At 74.2% G+C, this 18,662-nt stretch carries 10 protein-coding genes; 6 read left to right on the forward strand and 4 right to left on the reverse strand.

Going from position 1 to position 18,662, the window contains the following annotated elements; translation table 11 throughout:
• Positions 1 to 55 precede the first annotated feature (55 nt).
• Together WMF36_RS04890 and WMF36_RS04895 are read left to right on the forward strand one after the other, a co-directional pair.
• Positions 56 to 2,881, forward strand: a complete 2,826-nt coding sequence (locus tag WMF36_RS04890; RefSeq protein ID WP_437578442.1) for a protein kinase domain-containing protein — start codon at positions 56 to 58, stop codon at positions 2,879 to 2,881.
• Positions 2,878 to 7,077, forward strand: a complete 4,200-nt coding sequence (locus WMF36_RS04895; protein ID WP_437578443.1) for a DnaJ domain-containing protein — start codon at positions 2,878 to 2,880, stop codon at positions 7,075 to 7,077. Before WMF36_RS04890 ends, WMF36_RS04895 begins: the two co-directional genes overlap by 4 nt.
• Positions 7,078 to 7,083: 6 nt before the next feature.
• Here the strand turns inward: WMF36_RS04895 and WMF36_RS04900 are convergent, their stop codons facing one another.
• A complete protein-coding gene (locus WMF36_RS04900) occupies positions 7,084 to 8,967 on the reverse strand; it encodes a S41 family peptidase (protein ID WP_437578444.1) in 1,884 nt (627 codons plus the stop codon).
• A 379-nt stretch (positions 8,968 to 9,346) separates the two neighbouring features.
• Between WMF36_RS04900 and WMF36_RS04905 the strand changes: the two genes are divergently transcribed.
• A complete protein-coding gene (locus tag WMF36_RS04905) occupies positions 9,347 to 10,183 on the forward strand; it encodes a sigma-70 family RNA polymerase sigma factor (RefSeq protein WP_437578445.1) in 837 nt (278 codons plus the stop codon).
• A 102-nt stretch (positions 10,184 to 10,285) separates the two neighbouring features.
• Here WMF36_RS04905 and WMF36_RS04910 read toward each other — a convergent pair whose 3' ends face one another.
• Complete coding sequence (locus tag WMF36_RS04910; RefSeq protein ID WP_437486994.1) at positions 10,286 to 11,119, reverse strand: MBL fold metallo-hydrolase; 834 nt, start codon at positions 11,117 to 11,119, stop codon at positions 10,286 to 10,288.
• Between the two features lie 508 nt (positions 11,120 to 11,627).
• On the opposite strand from WMF36_RS04910, the gene WMF36_RS04915 reads away from it, so the two are divergent.
• The 3 genes from WMF36_RS04915 (at position 11,628) to WMF36_RS04925 (ending at position 15,834) form a co-directional block, all read left to right on the forward strand.
• Positions 11,628 to 12,173, forward strand: coding sequence for a YdcF family protein (locus WMF36_RS04915; RefSeq protein WP_437578446.1), 546 nt, complete (start codon positions 11,628 to 11,630; stop codon positions 12,171 to 12,173).
• Positions 12,174 to 12,175: 2 nt separating this feature from the next.
• Positions 12,176 to 14,566: a peptidylprolyl isomerase gene (locus WMF36_RS04920; protein ID WP_437578447.1), complete on the forward strand. Its 2,391-nt coding sequence runs from the start codon at positions 12,176 to 12,178 to the stop codon at positions 14,564 to 14,566.
• 143 nt (positions 14,567 to 14,709) lie between these two features.
• Positions 14,710 to 15,834, forward strand: a complete 1,125-nt coding sequence (locus WMF36_RS04925) for a glycosyltransferase family 2 protein (protein ID WP_437578448.1) — start codon at positions 14,710 to 14,712, stop codon at positions 15,832 to 15,834.
• A 35-nt stretch (positions 15,835 to 15,869) separates the two neighbouring features.
• On the opposite strand, the gene WMF36_RS04930 is transcribed toward WMF36_RS04925, so the two are convergent.
• Both WMF36_RS04930 and WMF36_RS04935 read right to left on the reverse strand, forming a co-directional pair.
• Positions 15,870 to 16,631: a YdcF family protein gene (locus tag WMF36_RS04930; RefSeq protein ID WP_437578449.1), complete on the reverse strand. Its 762-nt coding sequence runs from the start codon at positions 16,629 to 16,631 to the stop codon at positions 15,870 to 15,872.
• Between the two features lie 149 nt (positions 16,632 to 16,780).
• Positions 16,781 to 18,631 carry an MYXO-CTERM sorting domain-containing protein gene (locus WMF36_RS04935; RefSeq protein WP_437578450.1) on the reverse strand — a complete coding sequence of 617 codons (1,851 nt, stop codon included), beginning with the start codon at positions 18,629 to 18,631 and terminating at the stop codon, positions 16,781 to 16,783.
• Positions 18,632 to 18,662: the final 31 nt, after the last annotated feature.

The following is an 18,662-nucleotide window of genomic DNA, read 5'->3' on the forward strand; positions in this document are numbered from 1 at the left end:
CCGGAACCTGGCGAGGGCGCGGAGGTGATACGATTTCCCGCCTTCTGGTGGCCGAATGACCTCACGTGGCGTCATCCCCGAGTCCGTCCTTCCTCCTCCCTCGGAGGTCTCGGACGCCCCGGACGAGAAGCAGCGGGCGCGCGCGCGCGTCGGGATGACCCTCAAGAACAAGTGGCGGATCGACGCGCTCCTCGGCGTGGGGGGCATGGCGTCCGTGTACGCCGCGACCCACCGGAACGGCTCGCGCGCCGCGCTGAAGATCCTCCACGCCGAGTTCGCGCGGGACGTCGGCATCCGCGACCGGTTCCTGCGCGAGGGGTACGTCGCCAACAAGATCGATCACCCTGGCCGGGTCGCGATCCTCGACGACGACATCACCGAGCAGGACGAGCCGTTCCTCGTGATGGAGCTGCTCGACGGCGAGACCGTGCAGCAGCTCTGGAAGCGCAAGAGCCGGAAGCTCCCCGCCGCGGAGGCGCTCTGGATCGCCGGGGAGGTGCTCGAGACGCTGGAGAGCTTCCACGGGGAAGGCATCGTCCACCGCGACCTGAAGCCCGCGAACATCTTCGTCACGAAGGACAACGTGGTGAAGCTGCTCGACTTCGGCGTGGCGAGGCTGCGCGGCGCGCCCGGCGACAAGACCAAGGCGGGCACCGCGCTCGGCACCCCCTCGTTCATGGCGCCGGAGCAGGCGATGGGGCTGACCGAGGGGGTCGACGGGCGGGCGGATCTCTTCTCGATCGGCGCGACCCTGTACGCCGTGCTCAGCGGCCAGCGCCTCCACCAGGGGCGCTCGGACAACGAGGCGTTCATCCTCGCCGCGACGACGCCGGCGCCGTCGCTCGCGCGGATCGCGCCCGAGCTGCCCGCCTCGGTCATCGGCCTCGTCGACAAGGCGCTCGCCTGGGACCGGCGCAACCGCTACGACTCGGCCGCGCAGATGCGGCAGGAGGTGCTGCGCGTCCTCGAGGAGACCGGCGCGTCCGCCCCGCGCCGCCCGGAGCCGCAGAGCACGCGGCGCCCCCCGCCGGACGACTCGCCCACGGCCGTCGGGATGCGGCCGCCGGAGGAGCCCGCGCCCCAGGAGGAGCCGGGCGACGCGGAGCCGGACGATCCCGCGGTCACGCGGCTCACCGAGGTGTTCCGCCGCGTGGAGCGGCTGCTCCCGGCGGTGCGCCACTACGGCTTTCGCCATCCGGACGCGGACAACAAGCTCCGCGCGACCTTCCAGGCCATCGTGGAGGCGCTGCGCGCGGACGGGAGCCTCGTCCACTGGGCGCTGACGCCGTACGCCTTCGAGCACCGCGGGCGGACGGTGTGGGAGCCGCCGCACCCGCTCGACCTGGTCCCGTACAACCTCTTCGCGGCCGGCGTGCGGCGCGTCCAGCTGCTGCCGGGCATCACGGAGGAAGAGCTGCGCTCGTTCTGCGAGGTGCTGCTGCTCGACCCGCTGCGCGACCTCGCCCCCGAGGACGACGTCGCGGCCGCGCTGTGGGAGCGCCGCCTCGAGCACGTGCGCTACGACGTGGTGAGCGTCTTCGCCGAGGGGGACGCGGCCGATCGCGAGCAGTTCTGGCACGAGGCCGACGACCTCGAGGGCATGGCCCGGCGCGCCGCCGAGGAGAAGGCGAACCGCGCCGAGGCGGCCGCGATGGTGATCGACACCGACGCGGCCGCGCTGCGTGCGGCGCGCCGCGCCGCGAGCGCGCTCGCCCTCGACCCGGTCGCGCAGCGCGCGCTCGGCACGCAGCTCGTGCTCAGCCCGGACCGCTGGAGCGAGCGCTTCGTCGAGATCGTGGCGGACGCCTTCCTGAACGCGAAGCGCTACCAGGACGTCGCGCTCGTGACCGAGCCGATGGCCGCCTCGGCGCGCGATCTCATCCTCGCGCGCCGCTTCGACATGCTCTTCGGGATGCACGATGCGGTCGAGAAGGCGCTCGACTCGCTCGCGCCCAGGCAGCAGGGCGGCGCGCTCGCGACGGAGCTCGCCCGGGGCATGTTCCCGCCCGACACGATGCGGCTGCTCCTCCGCGAGGCGACGCGCGTCGTCATGACGGGCACCCCCGGCGCCGCGGCGCAGCCCGCCTCCGTGGATCTCGATCTCGTCGCGCAGCGCCTCGCGCCCATCCTGCACAAGCTCGGCAGCGACTACTTGCCCGTCGCCATGGAGGTCGTCGGGCACATCGGCCACGAGCCCCTGCGCCGCGCGCTCCTCGGCTACTTCGAGCGGACGCTGCCCGGGCACGAGGAGGGGGTCGTCGACGCGCTCATGACGCTGGATCTCGACGTCGCCCGTCCGATCCTCAAGATGTTCGCCGCGTCGCGGACGCAGGGCGCCCTCGGCGCGCTGAAGCGGCTCTCCGGGTGCGCGAACGCGGCGCTCCGCTGCGAGGCGATCGCCCACCTCGCGGCGAGCCCCGAGCAGATCCGGGACGAGCTGCTCTCGCTCGCCGAGGCGGCGCCGCCCGAGGTGCGCGTCGCGGCGCTCCGCACGCTGGCGCACCACCAGGTCCGCGCGGCCGGCCCGCTGCTCGTCCGCCGCGTGCAGGACGGCTCGTTCCACCAGCTCGCCCTCGACGAGCGGCGCGAGTTCCTCGGCGCGCTCTACACGCTGAACCCGGCGCGCGGCGAGTCGATCGCCGTCGAGCTGCTCCAGCGGCACGGCCTGCTCGCCGACGACGCCGCGGAGCAGACCCGCTGCCTCTCGGCGGAGCTGCTCGGCCGCGAGGCGAGCTCGCAGGAGGCGCTCGACGCCGCGCTCGCGGCCTCGAAGCGGCGGCCCTGGAACAGCCAGGCGCTGCGCGACGCCGCGAGCGCCGCCGCCGAGGCGATCGCCGCGCGCCTCGGCAAGCGGATCTCGACGGCCGGAGATCTCCCGTGACCGCTCCCCAGGTCGACGTCATCAGCCAGAACGTGTCCGAGAACATCCGGCGCGAGCAGGCGCGCGATCTCGCCGCCAGCGTCGTGCAGGCCCTCTTCCGGCTGGTGAAGCTCTCGACGCTGCACGCCATCGACAACCAGGCGATGGTGCGGCAGGTCGAGGAGACGGTCTCGCTGATCCAGGACTTCGGCCAGCGCTCCGGCCACAACGTCTCCATCCTGTTCACCCGCGGCTCGGTCTTCGTCTCCGGGCAGCTCCTCAAGGCGAACCGCGCCGTCTACGAGGGCGCGCTCGAGCTCGGCGACGTCCTGAGCCGCTGCGGCTACTCCGAGATCGGGGTCGCGAAGGACGTCCGCGCGAGCGATCTCTACGCGCTCGCCTCCGCGCTCGCCGAGGCCCTCCGGAGCGGCAAGCCGGCGCTCGCGGACCGCCCGGCGCCGCGCGTCCGCCTGCGCGCCGTGGACGAGGCGGTCCTCCGCCGCGAGGTGGCGGCCGATCGCGAGGGCGACGAGACCTCGGCGATCGTGCGGACCTACGCGACGGCGATCGTGATCCTCCGCCGGTTCTATGACGACCTCCGGCACGGCCGTTACACCCTGCGGCAGGGCGTCAAGCGCATCACGCAGCGCCTCGTCGACCTCTCCGCGAACGAGACGCCGGCGTTCCTGGGCGTCACCGCGCTCCGCAACCAGAACCACGACGACGCCGGGCGCGCGGTGAACACCGCGATCCTGAGCCTCGCGATGGCCCGGCAGATCACGGGCGACGTCGTCCTCCTGCAGCGGCTCTCGATGGCGGCGCTGCTCTTCGACATCGCGCGGCCGCGGCTCACCGGCGCCGCGGCGAGCGGCGCGGGCGGGCTCGTCCCGCAGCTGAGCGAGCAGCAGGAGGCGGACGTACCGGCGGGTACGGCGGTCGTGCTGACCGCGCTCGGCCTCGTCAACGAGCCCAGCGTCATGCGCACCGTGGTGGCCTACGAGGCGCACTGGGTGCGCCGCCAGGCGGCGCTCGGCCCGGTGTACCGCGGCCTCCGCCAGCCGACGCTGCAGGCGCGCATCCTCGCGACCGCCCGCGCCTTCAACGATCTCCTGACGCCCGCGCCGGGCGAGACGCCGCTCTCCGCCGACGAGGCGATCGCCAAGCTCGAGCAGGAGGCGACCGATCCGGCGGACCGCACGGTGCTGCGGCTGCTCGTTGGCGCGCTCGGGATCTTTCCGACCGGCACGCTCGTGGAGCTCTCGACCGGCGAGGTCGCGCTGGTGGTGCAGACGCCGGCGCACCCGGCCCGCTACTCGCAGCCGCGCGTCCGCCTGGTCCTCGACGCCTCGGGCGGTCCTATCGCCGCGCGCGCGCTCGAGGTCGATCTCGCCGAGCGGCCCCGCCAGGGCGAGCCGACGCGGCACATCCGCCGGATCGTCGCGACCAGCGACGACCCCGCCGCCGCGTCGATGCGCGCCCACGCGGCCGTCCAGGAGGCGCCGCAGGCGTCGCTCCGGTCGCCGGCGATCGCGGCGGAGCCGCCCATCCGCTCCGCGCCGGCGCCGGCGTCGCCGCTCGCGAGCCTGCGCATGCCGCCGCCGCAGCAGATCACGCGGCCCTCGTCGCCCACGCTGCCGATGACCAGCTCGCCGGGGAGCCGGAGGACGCAGCCGCGGTCCAGCGACGCCGGCCGCGGCCCAGCCTCGCCGGCCGAGGCTGCGCCGGCGGCGCTGGCCGACGACGGCGGCGAAGAGGCCAGGATGCTCGCGGACCTGCCGCCGGCGCCGTCCGGCAAGCGCTCGCCGACCTTGCGGCCCGGGCGCACCACGGCGCGCTGGCCGGATCCACCGCAGCAGCAGGAGCCCGCCGCGGCGGCGGACCGGTACTCGCCCCCGCCGGGCGCTCACGGAGAGGAGTCGTGGTCGGTGCAGACAGACAGCGATCCAGACGAGGTTCCCGAGGAGAGCGCGCGGCCGCTCGCGCTGCGCGCCCGCGGCTGGGGAGAGCAGTCACCGCGGCGCGAGCGCACCCCGGTGTCGGACCTGCCTCCCTCGGCCATGGCGGGCCCCATCGCGGTGCTGTCGCTGCCGGGCGAGACGCCGACCGCGGAGGGCGCGCTCGCGCGCACGCCGCTCGTCCACCTGCTCGTGTACATGCTCGACCGGCGCCTCACCGGCACCACGTGCTTCACCGACCCCGGGGGCGTCCGCCACGGCATCTTCTTCAGCGACGGCGTGCCGGCCAAGATCTGGACCGGGACGATCATCGCCCCGCTCGACCGGGTGATCCTCGATCTCGGCCTCCTCGACGAGGCGACGCTCCGGGAGACGCTCCGGGACATCACGAAGCGGAGGGTGCTGCACGGCCGGCTGCTCGTCTCCCGGGGCCTGCTCGACAGGGAGACGGTCTACGCCGTGCTGCGCGAGCAGCTCGTGCGCAAGCTTGTCGCGCTCTACGACCTCTCGCCCGAGACGCGGTACGCCTACTACGACGGCCAGAACCTGCTGTCGTCCTACGGCGGTCCGGAGCTCATCGGATGCGAGCCGCTCGCGGTGATCGTGGCGGGCGTCCGGCTCCACGCCGACGATCCGCTGATCGATGCGACCCTCGACCGGATCCAGAGCCGGCAGCTCGGCCTCCACGTCGAGGCCGAGATGAAGCGGTTCCAGCTCCACCGCGACGAGGCGGCCGTCGTCGACCTGCTGCGGACGCGGCGCATGACGCTCGCCGAGCTCCTCGGGGCCGGCGTTGCGCAGGAGCGCGTCGTGCGGCTGACGATCTACGCGCTCGCGATCACGCGGCACCTCGATCTCGGCGCGCCGGGCCGTCGCCCTGTGGGGCTCGGCGGGTCCGGTGGATCTGGCCGGGAGCGGGCCGCCGGCGCCGTCCCGGCCGACGCGGGCCAGGCCCCCCAGCGCGAGCCGGCCGGCGCGGCGGCGCGCTCGCCGCGCCCCACCTCGGGCTCGACGATGCCCGGGCCGCGCCCGGCGCGCGGCGAGGCCGACGGCCGCGCCTCGCCGCGGCAGACCGAGGCCCCCCCGGCGCCGTCCAGCAGGCGGCCGGGATCACCGTTCGCCGAGCCGCTCGTCCCGCGCCGCTCGACCGTGCCGCCCCCGTCCGGGGCGCTGGACGGCCGCGGCGCGTCGATCCCGGGTCCCGCGGCGCCGTTCGATCCGCGCGCGTCCGGCGGCGATCCGGGCGGCGCGCTCCGCGGCGCGGATCCGAAGGGGCCGAAGCAGCCCCCTGTGCCGTCCTTTGCCGGCGCCCGCGCGCAGCCGCCGCAGCCGCAGGCGCCCACCGTCAAGATGGCGGCCGTCGGCCAGGAGGGCAGGGCCGCGCGGGCGGCGGGGCGCGCCGAGTCGGCGTCGCCTCCGCCGGCGCGCGCCCCGGAGCCCGCGGCGCCCCCGCCCGATCTCCCGCCGCTGCCGCGCGCGGCGCCGAGCCCCGAGCTCGCCGCGCGCCGCGCCGAGATCGAGGCGCGCGCCGCCGCGATCGACGGCGAGAGCTTCTTCCAGATGCTCGGCGTCGCGGAGGACACCCCTCCTGAGCGCGTGCAGGGCGTCTATTTCGCGCTCGCCAAGCAGTGGCACCCCGACCGGACGCCGGCGGAGCTCCACGACGTCAAGCCGCTCGTCGCGCGCGTGTTCGCCCGCATCAGCGAGGCCTACCAGACGCTGAGCGATCCGAAGCGGCGCGCCGAGTACATGCAGGCGCCGAAGGAGGCCGCGGCCCCCGCGGAGGACGACGAGAAGATCGCCCGCGTCGTCGACGCCGCGCTCGATTTCCAGAAGGCCGAGATCCTGCTCAAGAAGAACGACCTCGTGGGCGCCGAGATCCGCGCGCGGCGCGCGCTGAGCGCCGACCCGGAGCAGCCCGAGTACATGACGCTGCTCGTCTGGATCCAGGCGCAGCGGCGCGGCGAGCCGCCCGCGTTCGCGGAGGGGGCCACGAGCGCGCACTACGACGACCTGATCGAGACGCTGGACGTCGTCCTGGGGAAGGAGCCCCGCTACGAGCGGGCGCTCTTCTACCGCGGCATGCTCCTCAAGCGCACGGGGCGGGTCGATCGGGCGAGCCGCGATTTCCGCCTGGCGGCCGAGATCAACCCGAAGAACCTCGACGCCATCCGCGAGGTGCGCGTGCAGGAGATGCGCAGCCGCGCGAGCAACGACCCGACGCCCGCGGGCGGCCTCCTCGGCAAGTTCTGGAAGCGCTGACGCGCGTCAGAGCGCCGCCGCCCGGACTGCGCCGAGCGACCGCAGCGCGCGGCAGACCGTCTCGTCGCGGCAGGGCCCCACGCGCCCCGCGTGCGCCGACCACGGCACCTCGCGCACGCGGTGCAGATCGCGCACGTCGGGGCCGCGCCACGGACCGAGCGCCCGGTCCACGCGCGCCTCCCGCTCGTTCGTCGCCGGCAGCGAGAGCTGCACCTGCGGCACGATGCCGACCTTCTGCACCGGCGCGCCGTCGGGGAGCGCGTAGAGCAGCGTGGTGAGGCGCAGGACGCCGACGTGGGCGTCGTCGTCGAGGTACTCCTGGGCGCACCCCTTGCCGTAGGTGCGATCGCCGATGACCACGCCGCGCCGGTAGCTGCCGATCGCGCCGGCGATCATCTCCGCCGCGCTCGCGGAGTCGCCGTCGACGAGCACCGCGAGCGGCCCGCTCCACCCGCGCCCCTCGGGCACGTCGGGCGAGCGCTCCACCTCGACGCCGCCGTCGCGGCGCCGCATCGGGAACAGCGGCACGCCCGGCAGGAACAGCCCCAGCGCGGCGATCGCCCCGTCGGTCGAGCCGCCGCCGTTCGCGCGCACGTCGAGCATCACGCCCCGCGTGTCGCTCTGCGCGCGCGCGCGGAGGAGCGCCGCCGCGACCCGATCGCCGAGGTCGTCGGGGACGTCGGGGATGGTGATCACCGCGACCTTGCCGTCGCCGAACCGCACCAGATCGAGCGGCAGCGAGGCCGGCGCGGGCTCCGCCGGCTGCGGTCCGATCGGGTGCGGCGCCACGGCCAGCTCGAGGGGCGCCGCGGCGCCGCGCCGGAGCAGCGCCACGCGCGCGGTCGTCCCGGGGCGCACGTCGGCCAGCACGGCGAGCTGCTCGGCTTGCTCGACGCTCATGCCGGAGATCGGCAGATCCTGGATCCGGATCACCACGTCGCCGTCCGCGAGCGGCGCGAGCGCGCCGCGGTCGATGCGCACCCCGATCGCGGTGCGCGTCATCTCCTGCCAGAGCCGGGCCGGCGGGCGCGCCTCGAGGTCGAGGTCGTAGATGGAGACCTCCTCCTCGAGCGGCGCCCAGGCGCCGTGGGCGTCCAGCTGGGGCACGTAGGCGCGCACCGCGGCCGCGATCACCGTGCGCGCCCAGCCGTCCTCGCTCAGCGAGGGCGCCGCGCGCTCGCGCACGGCGTCGGCGTAGCGGGCGAGCGGCTCTCCGAAGCGCGCGCGCAGCCCGCCGACCTCCCGACCGAGCTCGCGCGCGAGATCCCGGGCGCTCCGCGTCACCTCGCCGTCCTCGAACGGCGCCGCCGAGATCAGCTCCCACGTCTGGGCCGGGGTCGCGGGCGGGCTGGCCAGCCCGCGCCGGTAGCCCTCGTCAAAGAGCCCATCGAGCTCGCGCGACCACCGGGAGAGCTCCTCGCCCACGCGCAGCGCCGCCGAGCACGGCCCGCTGCCCACGGGCGCCTGCAGCTCGGCGAGGAGCGCAGCAGCTTCCCGCCCCAGCGATGCCCCCACGGGCGCGTCGGGCGCGACCGACCAGAGCCCGTGCGGATCGAGCCAGTCGGAGGTCGCCTCGGCAAACTTTGCGGGATCGACGCGGAGCGGCGGAGCGGCCAGCGTGGTGCGCGCCTGGGCGACGATGGCGCGCGCCTGCTCGCAGCCGAGCGAGGTCGGCGCCCCGGTCGGCACCGCGATGCCGCGGTCGAGGGCGTTCGGATCGCAGCCGGCGCCGTCGATCTCCTCGTCGTCGGGCGCGATGGCGTGGAGCAGGGGCCGAGCCAGCCCGCGCCGCGCCTTCGCGAGGGGCGTCTCCGCCTCGCGCGAGAGCAAGGCGAGCGCCGCAAGGCTTGCGGCGATGCACGCGACGGAGCTCGCGACGCGTGTCCTCACTGCTCTCCGAATATCACGACGCGGGTGGCGGGGGCAGAGGCGACGGCGGCGATCGGGGCGCGCGCTCGCGGGGCGCGGAGGGCGCCGCGGGCGCTGCCCACGCCCGAAACCTGGAAGCCACGTCCTGTACTCATTCGCCGCTCGTGCGCCATGGATCTGGGCTCAGCGCCGCGCATCCGTGCTCCTCCGCTTCCCGCAAAGCTTTCGCGTCCCTCGGGAGATCCGAACACGTTGCGCATTCCAGCGCAAAAAAAGGCGATTTTGTAGGGTTTACCCCGGCATCGCGCCTGCATCTGGCCGGGTGCCGCCCACCGGCTTGCAGGGGTCTCCCAACCCAAGGCCTCCTTGATCGGCGCGCGCGGCGGAGAACGAAGAGACCATGAGCACCACCTGGGATCGTGCGGCATTCTCGGCTTATCGTACAGAGCTCGCGAACTACGCCACCCTGAGCCCAGAGGCCGAGCGGGAGCTCGCGTTCCGCTGGCGAGCTGGCGACCGGGATGCTGGCCGGCGCCTCATCGAGGCGTGCCTGCCCTTCGTCATGACGATCGCGCTCGAGTACCGCCGGTGGGGGCTCCCGATGGAGGACATCGTGCAGGAGGGGAACATCGGCCTCCTGAAGGCCGCGGAGCGCTTCGATCCGGACCGCGGCTGCCGCCTGGCGACCTACGCGGCCTACTGGATCCGGGCGGAGATCCGCGAGCACGTGGCGCGGGGGTACCGGATCGTGCGCCTCGGCTCGTCGAAGAGCGAGCGCCGCGCGCTGCGCATCTACCGCAAGACGCACGAGAAGGACCCGGCGGTGCTGGCGGAGCTGAGCGGCCTGTCGGAGGAGCGGGCGACGGAGCTGCTGCCGCTGCTCATGGCGCGCGACGTCAGCCTCGAGCGCTCTCCGAGCGACGACGGCGTGGCTCCGGTGGAGCGGCTCGCGTCGAGCTCGCACACGCCGGAGGAGGAGGCCTGCGCCGCCGACGAGCGCGAGCAGCTCTCGCGCGCGCTGCTCCAGGTCGTGAACGAGCTGTCGCCCCGCGAGCGCCGCATCATGAACCAGCGCTGGCTGACCGACAGCCCCGTGACGCTCGAGCAGCTCGGCGCCGACTTCGGCGTCAGCAAGGAGCGCGTGCGTCAGATCGAGGAGCGCGCGAAGAAGCGGATGCGCGCGCGCATCGAGGAGATCACCCGCGAGCCCGTTGCGCCGCTGGCGAAGAGCGCCTGAGGCGGCGCAGCGCTCCGCCGCCTGGACGGCGCGCTCTCGGGTAGGCGAGCCGTCGCCGACCGCGGCGCGCCGAGAGGGGCGCGCCGCGAGCCCGGCGGGGCGCTAGATCTCGATGACCGTGCCTTCGCGGGCGGCGATGGTGTTCGGGAAGAGCTCGCGGGCGCGCATTTCTTTCTCGCGCACCATGGCATCGGTCTGGTTGGGGTCGTGGTGGTGCAGGACGAGCTGCTTGGCGCCCGCCTCCTTCGCGAGCTGGCAGCCCGCGACGAACGTGGCATGGCCCCAGCCCGTCTTCGGACCGCCGCCGACCTCGCCCGCGTACTCCTCGGGCGTGTACATGGCGTCGAAGATCAGCACGTCGGCGCCCATCGCGAGCTTCTTCAGCTTCGGATCCACGATGGCGTAGTGCTCGGAGTCGGTGATGTACACGACGACCTTCCCCTCGTGCTCGACGCGGTACGCGTACACGCCGTTCGGATGGTTGCCGCGCGCGTTGGTCACGCGCACGTCGTCGTTCGGGCCGATCGTGACGACCTCGCCCTCGTAGAGATCGCGGAAGGTCATCGCCGCGCCCATCTCCGTGAGGTGCACCGGGAAGCTCGGGTAGTCCATCTGCCCGGCGAGCGTCTCCTCGAGCGTCCGAGAGACGTTGAGGCCGCCGTACAGATGGATCTTGTTCCCGCGCACGAACGCGGGGGTGAAGAAGGGGAAGCCCTGGATGTGATCCCAGTGCACGTGACTGAAGAACATCCAGGCTTCGAAGGGCATCTCCTTGACCAGATCCTGGCCGAGGAGACGGAGCCCCGTCCCGCCATCGAGGATGACCAGCGTCTCGCCGGCACGAATCTCATAGCAGCTCGTGTTGCCGCCTACTTCGACCGTGCCTGCACCGGGCGTGGGGATGCTTCCGCGAACCCCCCACATCTTGATCCGCATCCTGCCTCGCTCGCTGAACCCCGCCCGTTTCAAGGTAGAGCTATTAGATTCCGAGCGCGGGCAGCGTCAAGCTGCCTGGTGCACCGGGAGCAAGGAAGGTCGCAGACGTGGAGACCTGGCCGGGGGAGCAGGGCCAGGGCGCCAATGTAGTTGCGGGGTAGGTTGCAGGCCCGCGGCAGGCCCGCGGCAGCGGCGGAAGGGCGGCGAAGGCGGCGGCCGGGGGGCGCCGGATGGGCGCGGGCTGCGGTGGCGCGGGAGCCCCTGGCAGGCGGCCACGGCTCGGCCCGGAGACGGCGGCGCGGGAGGTCGCGGCGGCGCGGCGGCGGCGGCGCGGCGGCGAAAGGTCGCGGCGGCGAAAGGTCGCGGCGGCGCGGCGGCGGCGGCGCGGCGGTGGGAGGTCGCGGCGGCGCGGCGGCGCGGCGGCGGCGGCGGCGACCTGGTGGTCGGCGGGAACGCCACCGCGCAGCAGACGCGCGACGGCCACGGCCGATGGGCTATGGTCGGGCGCATGCCGCTCCACGCGGACGCCATCGTCGTCCTCGGCTGCAGGATGCTCCCGTCCGGGCGCCCGGCGGCCCCCGGCGCACGCCGCGCGGCGCGCGCGGCGCAGGCTTACCGCGACGGGGTCGCGCCGTGGGTGATCGCCAGCGGCGGGCGCCGCTGGGGCGCGCAGATCGAGGCGCGCGTGCTCTCCGCCGAGCTGCGGCGCGCCGGCGTCCCGGCGCACGCGATCCTGCAGGACCTCTGGTCGCTGACGACGCACGAGAACGCGATCTTCAGCGCGGCCCTCCTGCGCCGCATGGGCGCGCGGCGGGCGGCGATCGTCACCTGCCCCTGGCACATGACGAGGGCTCTCCAGAACTTCCGCGAGGTCGGGATCGACGCCTGCGCGCTGCCGGCGCCGCACGTGAGCGCGTCGGTGGTTGCGCGCGCGTGGCAGCGCGGTCACGAGGTGGTCTCGATGTGGCTCGACGCGCGCGCGATGCGCCGCCGGCGGATCCTCTGCGAGAGCGCCGCCTGGCTGCTCGACAGCGCGCGCCGGGGTGAAACGTGATCATGCCGAGAAGGCGCTCCTCCTTTCTCCTCGCTCTGCCCCTGTCTCTCGCGGCCTGCACCGGACAGCCGGCGCCCGGCCCCGCGCCGGACGCGGGGAGCACCGCGGCGGCTCCGGCCACGAGCGCCGGGGCGCAGGCGCGGTTCGATGCCCTCCTCGCCGCCGAGCAGCGCCGCGCCGCCCTGGAGGTGAGCCCCACAGCCCAGCAGAGCCGCGACGTCGACGTGCGGCGCGCCGCCGCGCGGGCGCTCGCGCGCATCGGCGGCGACGCGGCGCGGCCCGGGCTCGGGCGCGCGCTCGCCGACGAGGACGACGAGGTGGTCGCGTGGGCCGCCTACGGGCTCGGGTTCTCGTGCAAGGGCCACGAGGGCGAGACGGTCTCGGCGCTCGTCGCGCGCTCCCTCGCCCGCGACGCCCGCCCGGGCACGACGGCCGCGCCGAGCGCCGCCGCTGCCGCGAGCGGCGGCACCGCCGCGGGAGCGCCGCCGCGCGACGCGGGCGGAGACGCTGCCGCGAGCGGCGGCGCCTCCGCGGGAGCGCCGCCGCTCGACGCGGGCGGCGCGCTCGCCCGCGCCATCGGGCGGTGCGGCGCCGAGGCGTCGGAGCCGACGCTTGTCGCGTGGCTCGAGGGGCCGCGCGAGCGCGCGATCCACGCGGCGTACGCGCTCGGCGACCTCGCCGCGATCAAGCTCAAGCTGCGCGAGGAGACGCTCGTCGCGTTGCTCAACCTCGCCTCGGGCAGCGCGGCCAGCCCGCCGGTCCCGGAGGCGCTCTACCCGATCGGACGGCTCGAGCACGTCCCGCTCACGGTCATCCCCCGCATCCGCGACGTCGCGACCGCGCGGCTCGCGGAGGCGGGCGACGCGCGGCTCTTCGCGGTGCGCGCGCTCGGCCGGGCAGGGGAGGCGGCCGCCTCCGAGCTCGCGCGCGTGCTCGGCACGAAGGGCGTGTTCACCGCGAGCGAGCGCGCCGAGGCCGCGCGCGCGCTCAAGCGCCTCGGCGCGCCCGGCCAGCGCGCGCTCGCCGACGCGCTCCCCGCGCTCGTCCCGAGCGCGGACCCGATCGCGCTCACGGGCCTCGTGAGCGAGGACTTCGGCGTCCTGCTCACCGCCCTCGACGCGCTCGGAGCTGCAGGCGCCGCGCGCAAGCCGCTCCGCGAGCTCGCCGCCCTGCCTCCGCCGCCGAGCGCGCCCGCGGCGATCCTCCGTCGCGTCGCGTGGCTCCGCTGCGGCGCGGCCAGGCTCCTCGCGGGCGCGAACCACCGCGAACCGTTGCTCCTCGGCTGCGACGTCACGGCGCCGGCGGATCCGGCGAGCAAGCCGGACGCCGCCGCGCCGGTGCGCGGCTCGATCGGCGCCCGGGCGGTCGTCGAGGTGATCGGCCGCGGGGCGATCACGGGCGCGCGGCTCGCCGCGCTCCGCGCCTACGCCGAGTCGGGCGAGCTGCGCGCGCGGGAGGCCGCGATCGAGCTCATCGCCTCGCACGAGGAGATCGCCGGTGCGCCCGACCTGCTGGCGAAGGCGCTCGCCGCGGAGGAGCCGGGCCTCGTCGCCGCCGCGGCGGAGGTCATCGCGCGGCAGCCCCAGCGCGCGTCGGAGGCGCCGGGGCAGGGGAAGCGGAAGCGCAAGCGGCGGCGCGACGACAAGGACGCGCCCGCCGCGGTCACCTCGCCGGCGATCGAGGGCGCGCTGCTCTCGCTCCTCGATCGCCCTGGCGTGCGCGACGATCCGGAGCTCATCGGCGCGGTCATCGACGCCGTGGGGGCGCTCGCGCTCAAGCCGGCCGAGGCTCGCCTGGAGGATCTCTGCCGCTCGAGCTACCCCACGACGCGGGCGCGCGCGGGGACGGCGCTCGGCGTGCTCCGGGGCCGCAAGATCGCGTGCGACGCCGGGCTGCCGGGCGACGCGGGGCGGCCGGCCATCGCGCCGCCGGCCGGCGAGCTGCCGGCCGAGGCCTCCGCGCTCGTGCGCGCGCCGGCGGTGCTGACCTTCGACACGGACGCCGGCGAGCTCACGATGACGCTCGACCCCGCGCTCGCGCCGGTCGCGGTGACCCGCTTCGTCGATCTCGCGCGCTCCGGCTACTACGACGGCAAGATCGTCCACCGCGTGGTGCCCGGCTTCGTCACCCAGTTCGGCGCTCCGTTCGGCGACGGCGCCGGAGGTCCGCCCGGCAGGCCGGCGCTCCGCTGCGAGACGTCGCCCGTCCCGTTCGAGCCGCTGCGCGTCGGCGTGGCCCTCGCCGGCCGCGACACCGGATCGAGCCAGCTCTTCGTCATGCACGCTCGCGCGCCGCACCTCGACGGCCAGTACGCGGCGGTCGGCGTCGCCGCCGGGCCGTGGGCTGCGCTCGTGGATGGGGACGTCGTCCGGAGCGTGAAGGTGCGGGACTGATCGCGGCGTGTGATGTGCGCCGCGCGACGCTCGCGCGACGCGCGTACGCCGCGCGACGCTCGAGCGACGCGAACCGCTGGGTCGCGGCGGCGCTCATCCATGTCGATTGACAACCGCCCCCGACCGGCGCTCTACAGTTTAGCGTGGTCATTGCCTCCTTTCTGGCCGTCGCGGTGCTCGTGTACACGTATTTCGGGTACCCGATCGTTATCGGCATCCTGGCGCGCCTCTGGCCTGCGCAGCGGATGGAGGATCCGAGCTACGTCCCCACCGTGACGGCGTGTATCCCCGTCTACAATGCGGCGTCGTATCTCCAGGCGAAGGTCGAGAGCCTCTTCGCGCTCGACTATCCCAGGGACAAGCTGGAGGTCCTGCTCTACTCCGACGGCTCGACCGACGACACGGTGCTCGTGGCCCGGCAGCTGGCGGAGCGCGACCCCCGGGTGAAGGTGATCGTCAACGAGGCGCGGCGCGGCAAGCCGATCGGCGTGAACACGATGCTCGGGGTCGCGACGGGCGAGGTGCTGCTGATGACGGACATCCGCCAGCCGCTCGTGCCCGGGGCGCTGCGCGCGCTCATGCGGCTCCTGGCCGATCCCAACGCGGGCTGCGTCTCCGGCAACCTGGTCCTGAAGGGCTCGGCGGGCTCGGGGGCGTACTGGCGTTACGAGAACTGGATCCGCCTCCAGGAGGGGAGGTTCAGGAGCATGGTGGGGGTGACCGGTCCCATCTACGCCATCCGGCGCGCCGACATGAGCCAGCTCCCGGAGGGCGTCATCCTCGACGACATGTGGGTGCCGATGCGGCTCCGGCTCGAGGGCCGCTCCATCCTCTTTGCGCAGGACGCGATCGCGTACGACGACGCCTTCGGTGACGAGCGCGAGTTCGGCCGCAAGGTGCGCACGCTGGCGGGCAACTACCAGCTCTTCTCGCTGCTCCCGGCGCTGCTCGTCCCGTTCAGGAACCCGTCGTGGTTCGAGATCTTCTCTCACAAGCTGCTTCGCCTCGTGTGCCCCTGGGCGCTCGTCGCGCTGCTGATCGCGTCGACCGCCGCGTGGATCGGCGCCGAGGCCAGCGGCGATGTCTCGTGGACGCTCTACGCGACGCGCGCGATGTTCGGGGGCCAGGCGGCGTTCTACCTGCTCGCGGCGCTCGGGGGCGCCGCGGGCAAGCTCGGCTCGCTCGCGCGCACCTTCGTGGTCCTCAATGCGGCGGCCGTGGTCGGTCTCTGGCGCTTCGTCCGCGGCTCGCAGAAGGTCACCTGGTAAGCGCGACGCGCGAGCGCTCGCCGTGATCTCTGCGGCTACGGCTCGAGCAGGCCCACGAGCTCGTGGACGGCGCGCTGCGATCGCTGGAGGGTGAGCGACGATGGGATCAGCTGCCCCGGCCCGTCGTGCGGCAGGGCCTGGAACCTGATCGGCGCGGGGAGGACGTCGAGGCCCGCGCGCTCGAACATGCGGATCGAGCGCGGCATGTGGAGCGCGCTCGTCACGACCACCACGGCGTCGGCCGAGAGGCTGCGGGCGATCCTGGCGGAGTAGATGGCGTTCTCCCGGGTGTCGCGCGACTCGGTCTCCAGGAGGATCTTCTTCCTCGGCACGCCCAGCTCGACGAGCAGGTCGGCCATGGCGCCGGCGAGCTCGGTGCGCTCGAGCCGGACGTCCTGCCCCGAGACGATGACGTGGCCGAAGCCGTAGGTGCGGTAGACGCGCGCGGCGCCGAGGCCGCGCTCGATGCCAGGCGCCGACTGCCGTTCCATGGCGGGCGTGCCGAACTCGTCGGCGTCGATCCCGGCGGTGAGGATGACCAGGACCCGCCGCTCGGGCGAGCTGCCGGCGAGCTCCGCGCGCAGATCCCTCGGCTTCGTGCTCATGCGGCGCACGATCCCGCTGGAGACCCAGGGCATGGAGAGGAGCCACAGCGTGAGCCAGGCGCTCCACGCGAGCGCCCGCCCGACCTTCGCCCGGCGCGCACGGTAGGTCCACCCGCCGCCGGACAGCACGAGGCCGAGGCCCGCGGCGACGAGGAGCACGAAGAGGGGATCGACGAGGCGGGCGATGGGCAAGGCGAGGCTCGCCGTGAGGCGCTCGGTGGAGCCCTATCTATGCTGTCGCCGGGGAGCGAGGCGAGGGAAAAGAGGCGCGTTGCGAAGGCGGGACGGACGCGGGCGGCGATGCGCCCGTTCCGTCGCTGCGTTTCATGGCGGGTGGGTGCTCAGCGCCGCCGGTGCGCTCGCCGCCGCCGGGCTGCGGCGGAGGCGAGGACGAGCCCAGCGAGGCCTGCGGGGAGCCATCCGTCGTGGCCGTCGCCGGGGGTCCGGCAGCCGCACCCGCCGGCGTCGCGCGCGCCGTCGGTGCCGCCGCCGGTCGGGCTGTCGCCGCCGCCGCCGCCGCCGCCTCCGCTGCCGTTGCCGCCGCTGCCGTTGCCGGCGGTGTCGGGCGGCTCTCCCAGATCGATCGGCGCATCGGCGCTCGCGACGAGGATCGGCGGCGCCTCGCCGGTCTCCTCGTAGATCTCCAGGAGCCGTTCTCCCGTGTCGTCGGTGACGTTCTCGGATCGCAGGAACTCGATGTACTCCCTCGTCATCGACTGGTAGTAGACGCGCGCCGAGAGCGTCTGGGCACCGAAGGTGCCGGCGGGCACGGTGAGCGTGAAGCGCGCCTCATCGTAGTTGCGGAATCCGCCGTTCCCGTCGCTGAAGTCGATCTCCGGCGTCGGCTGGGTCGTCGTCGACGGCACGAAGCCCTTCGGCGGGATGCGCGTATCGGAGATGATCATGTCGTGGAGCGCGAGGTGCTCCTCTTTCTCGCCCACGCCCGCTCCGCTGTTCCAGAGCCCGTGCACGGCCCGGTACTCGTGGGTGGGCGGCTCGTGCTGGATCTCGCCGGTGTCCGCGTCATAGCCGCCGAGCAGCGGCCGCTCGCGCCCGTCCTCGTCGACGAGGACCACGGCGATCCAGGCGCGCCGGCTCTCGGCGTAGCCGGTCGGGAACTTGTGTCCGGTGAGGTTCTCGACGCGGACGGTGAGGGTGATGTCGTCACCGGCCTCCGCTTCCCGAGGGGCTTCGATGAGCGCGACGGAGGCGGCCGAGGCGAGGCTCTCGAGGGTGCGGTCGAGCGCGAGCTGGAAGGCGCCGGCGCGCTCCGCGGCGAACTCCTTCTCGGCCGCCATGACGGCCTGGATGCCCCAGTGATTGCCGCCCACGAGGACGTGGTCGCGCGGCTCGGCGCGGATCGGGCCGAGATCGGCGATGGTCCACTCGCCGGGTTTCCTGCGCATGTGGCAGTCGACGCAGCTCTTCTCGCTCGATCCACCATCACGAAAGTCGCTGGAGGCCCACTCCTCGAAGGTCGTATCGAGCGGAAACTCGAACGTGGTCTCGGTGCCGTCCGCGTTCCTCAGCATGACCTCCGGGTTCGTGACCTGGTGACATTGCCCGCAGAACTGCGATCCGGCGAGCGTCGGGTCCTGCTCGCCGATATGGGAGTTCGAGACCACGTTCTCGTACGGCCCATACATCACGGGCGTGCTGGTGAACCCGGCGGCCTCCGGCGTGGTATCGAACACGAGCTGAGCGTTGCCGATGAGGTACGATCTCGTATCGTCGGGGCCGAGGGTCGTCATCGCGCGATGGCACACGCTGCAGCTGACCCCCTGGCCATCGACGATCTTTCCGTCGGATGCGGCGTTGGGGTCGAATCCAGAGCCATCCGGGGGCGTCGCCCTCCCGTTCACGAAGCCGATCGGGGAGTGGCAGCGCAAGCAATACGTGCCGACCCCCGGAGCGTCCTGGTTGGCGATGGTGAGGGCGGCCTTGAAGACGGGATCCCGCCACGCGTTCGCCATCATGGTACCTGCCCACGTGTCCGTGGGCATGTAATCCATGGCGCTCTCGTCCTCGGCGCGATGGCATCCAGCGCAGCGCTCGGCGGTGCCGAGGTTGTTCTGCTCCGGCATCTCGCCCGCCTTCGTCCCCTGGAGGTCATCGATTCCAGCCGCCGCCTCGCGGCTCAGCAGCCCGAACGCGAGCACCCAACCTACCCCGAGTCTCGACCTTTTCTGCATGGCTTGAATTCAGCTCTGGCAAGCTGCCCTT

This window comes from Sorangium sp. So ce887, assembly GCF_051521455.1.
Lineage (GTDB): Bacteria > Myxococcota_A > Polyangia > Polyangiales > Polyangiaceae > Sorangium.

What these genes read in the sequence shown, in the direction of transcription:
- WMF36_RS04905 (WP_437578445.1), top strand. Translation starts at nt 9,347, where the DNA reads ATGAGCACCACCTGGGATCGTGCGGCATTCTCGGCTTATCGTACAGAG.
- WMF36_RS04890 (WP_437578442.1), top strand. Translation starts at nt 56, where the DNA reads ATGACCTCACGTGGCGTCATCCCCGAGTCCGTCCTTCCTCCTCCCTCG.
- WMF36_RS04915 (WP_437578446.1), top strand. Translation starts at nt 11,628, where the DNA reads ATGCCGCTCCACGCGGACGCCATCGTCGTCCTCGGCTGCAGGATGCTC.
- WMF36_RS04920 (WP_437578447.1), top strand. Translation starts at nt 12,176, where the DNA reads ATGCCGAGAAGGCGCTCCTCCTTTCTCCTCGCTCTGCCCCTGTCTCTC.
- WMF36_RS04935 (WP_437578450.1), bottom strand. Translation starts at nt 18,631, where the DNA reads ATGCAGAAAAGGTCGAGACTCGGGGTAGGTTGGGTGCTCGCGTTCGGG.
- WMF36_RS04910 (WP_437486994.1), bottom strand. Translation starts at nt 11,119, where the DNA reads ATGCGGATCAAGATGTGGGGGGTTCGCGGAAGCATCCCCACGCCCGGT.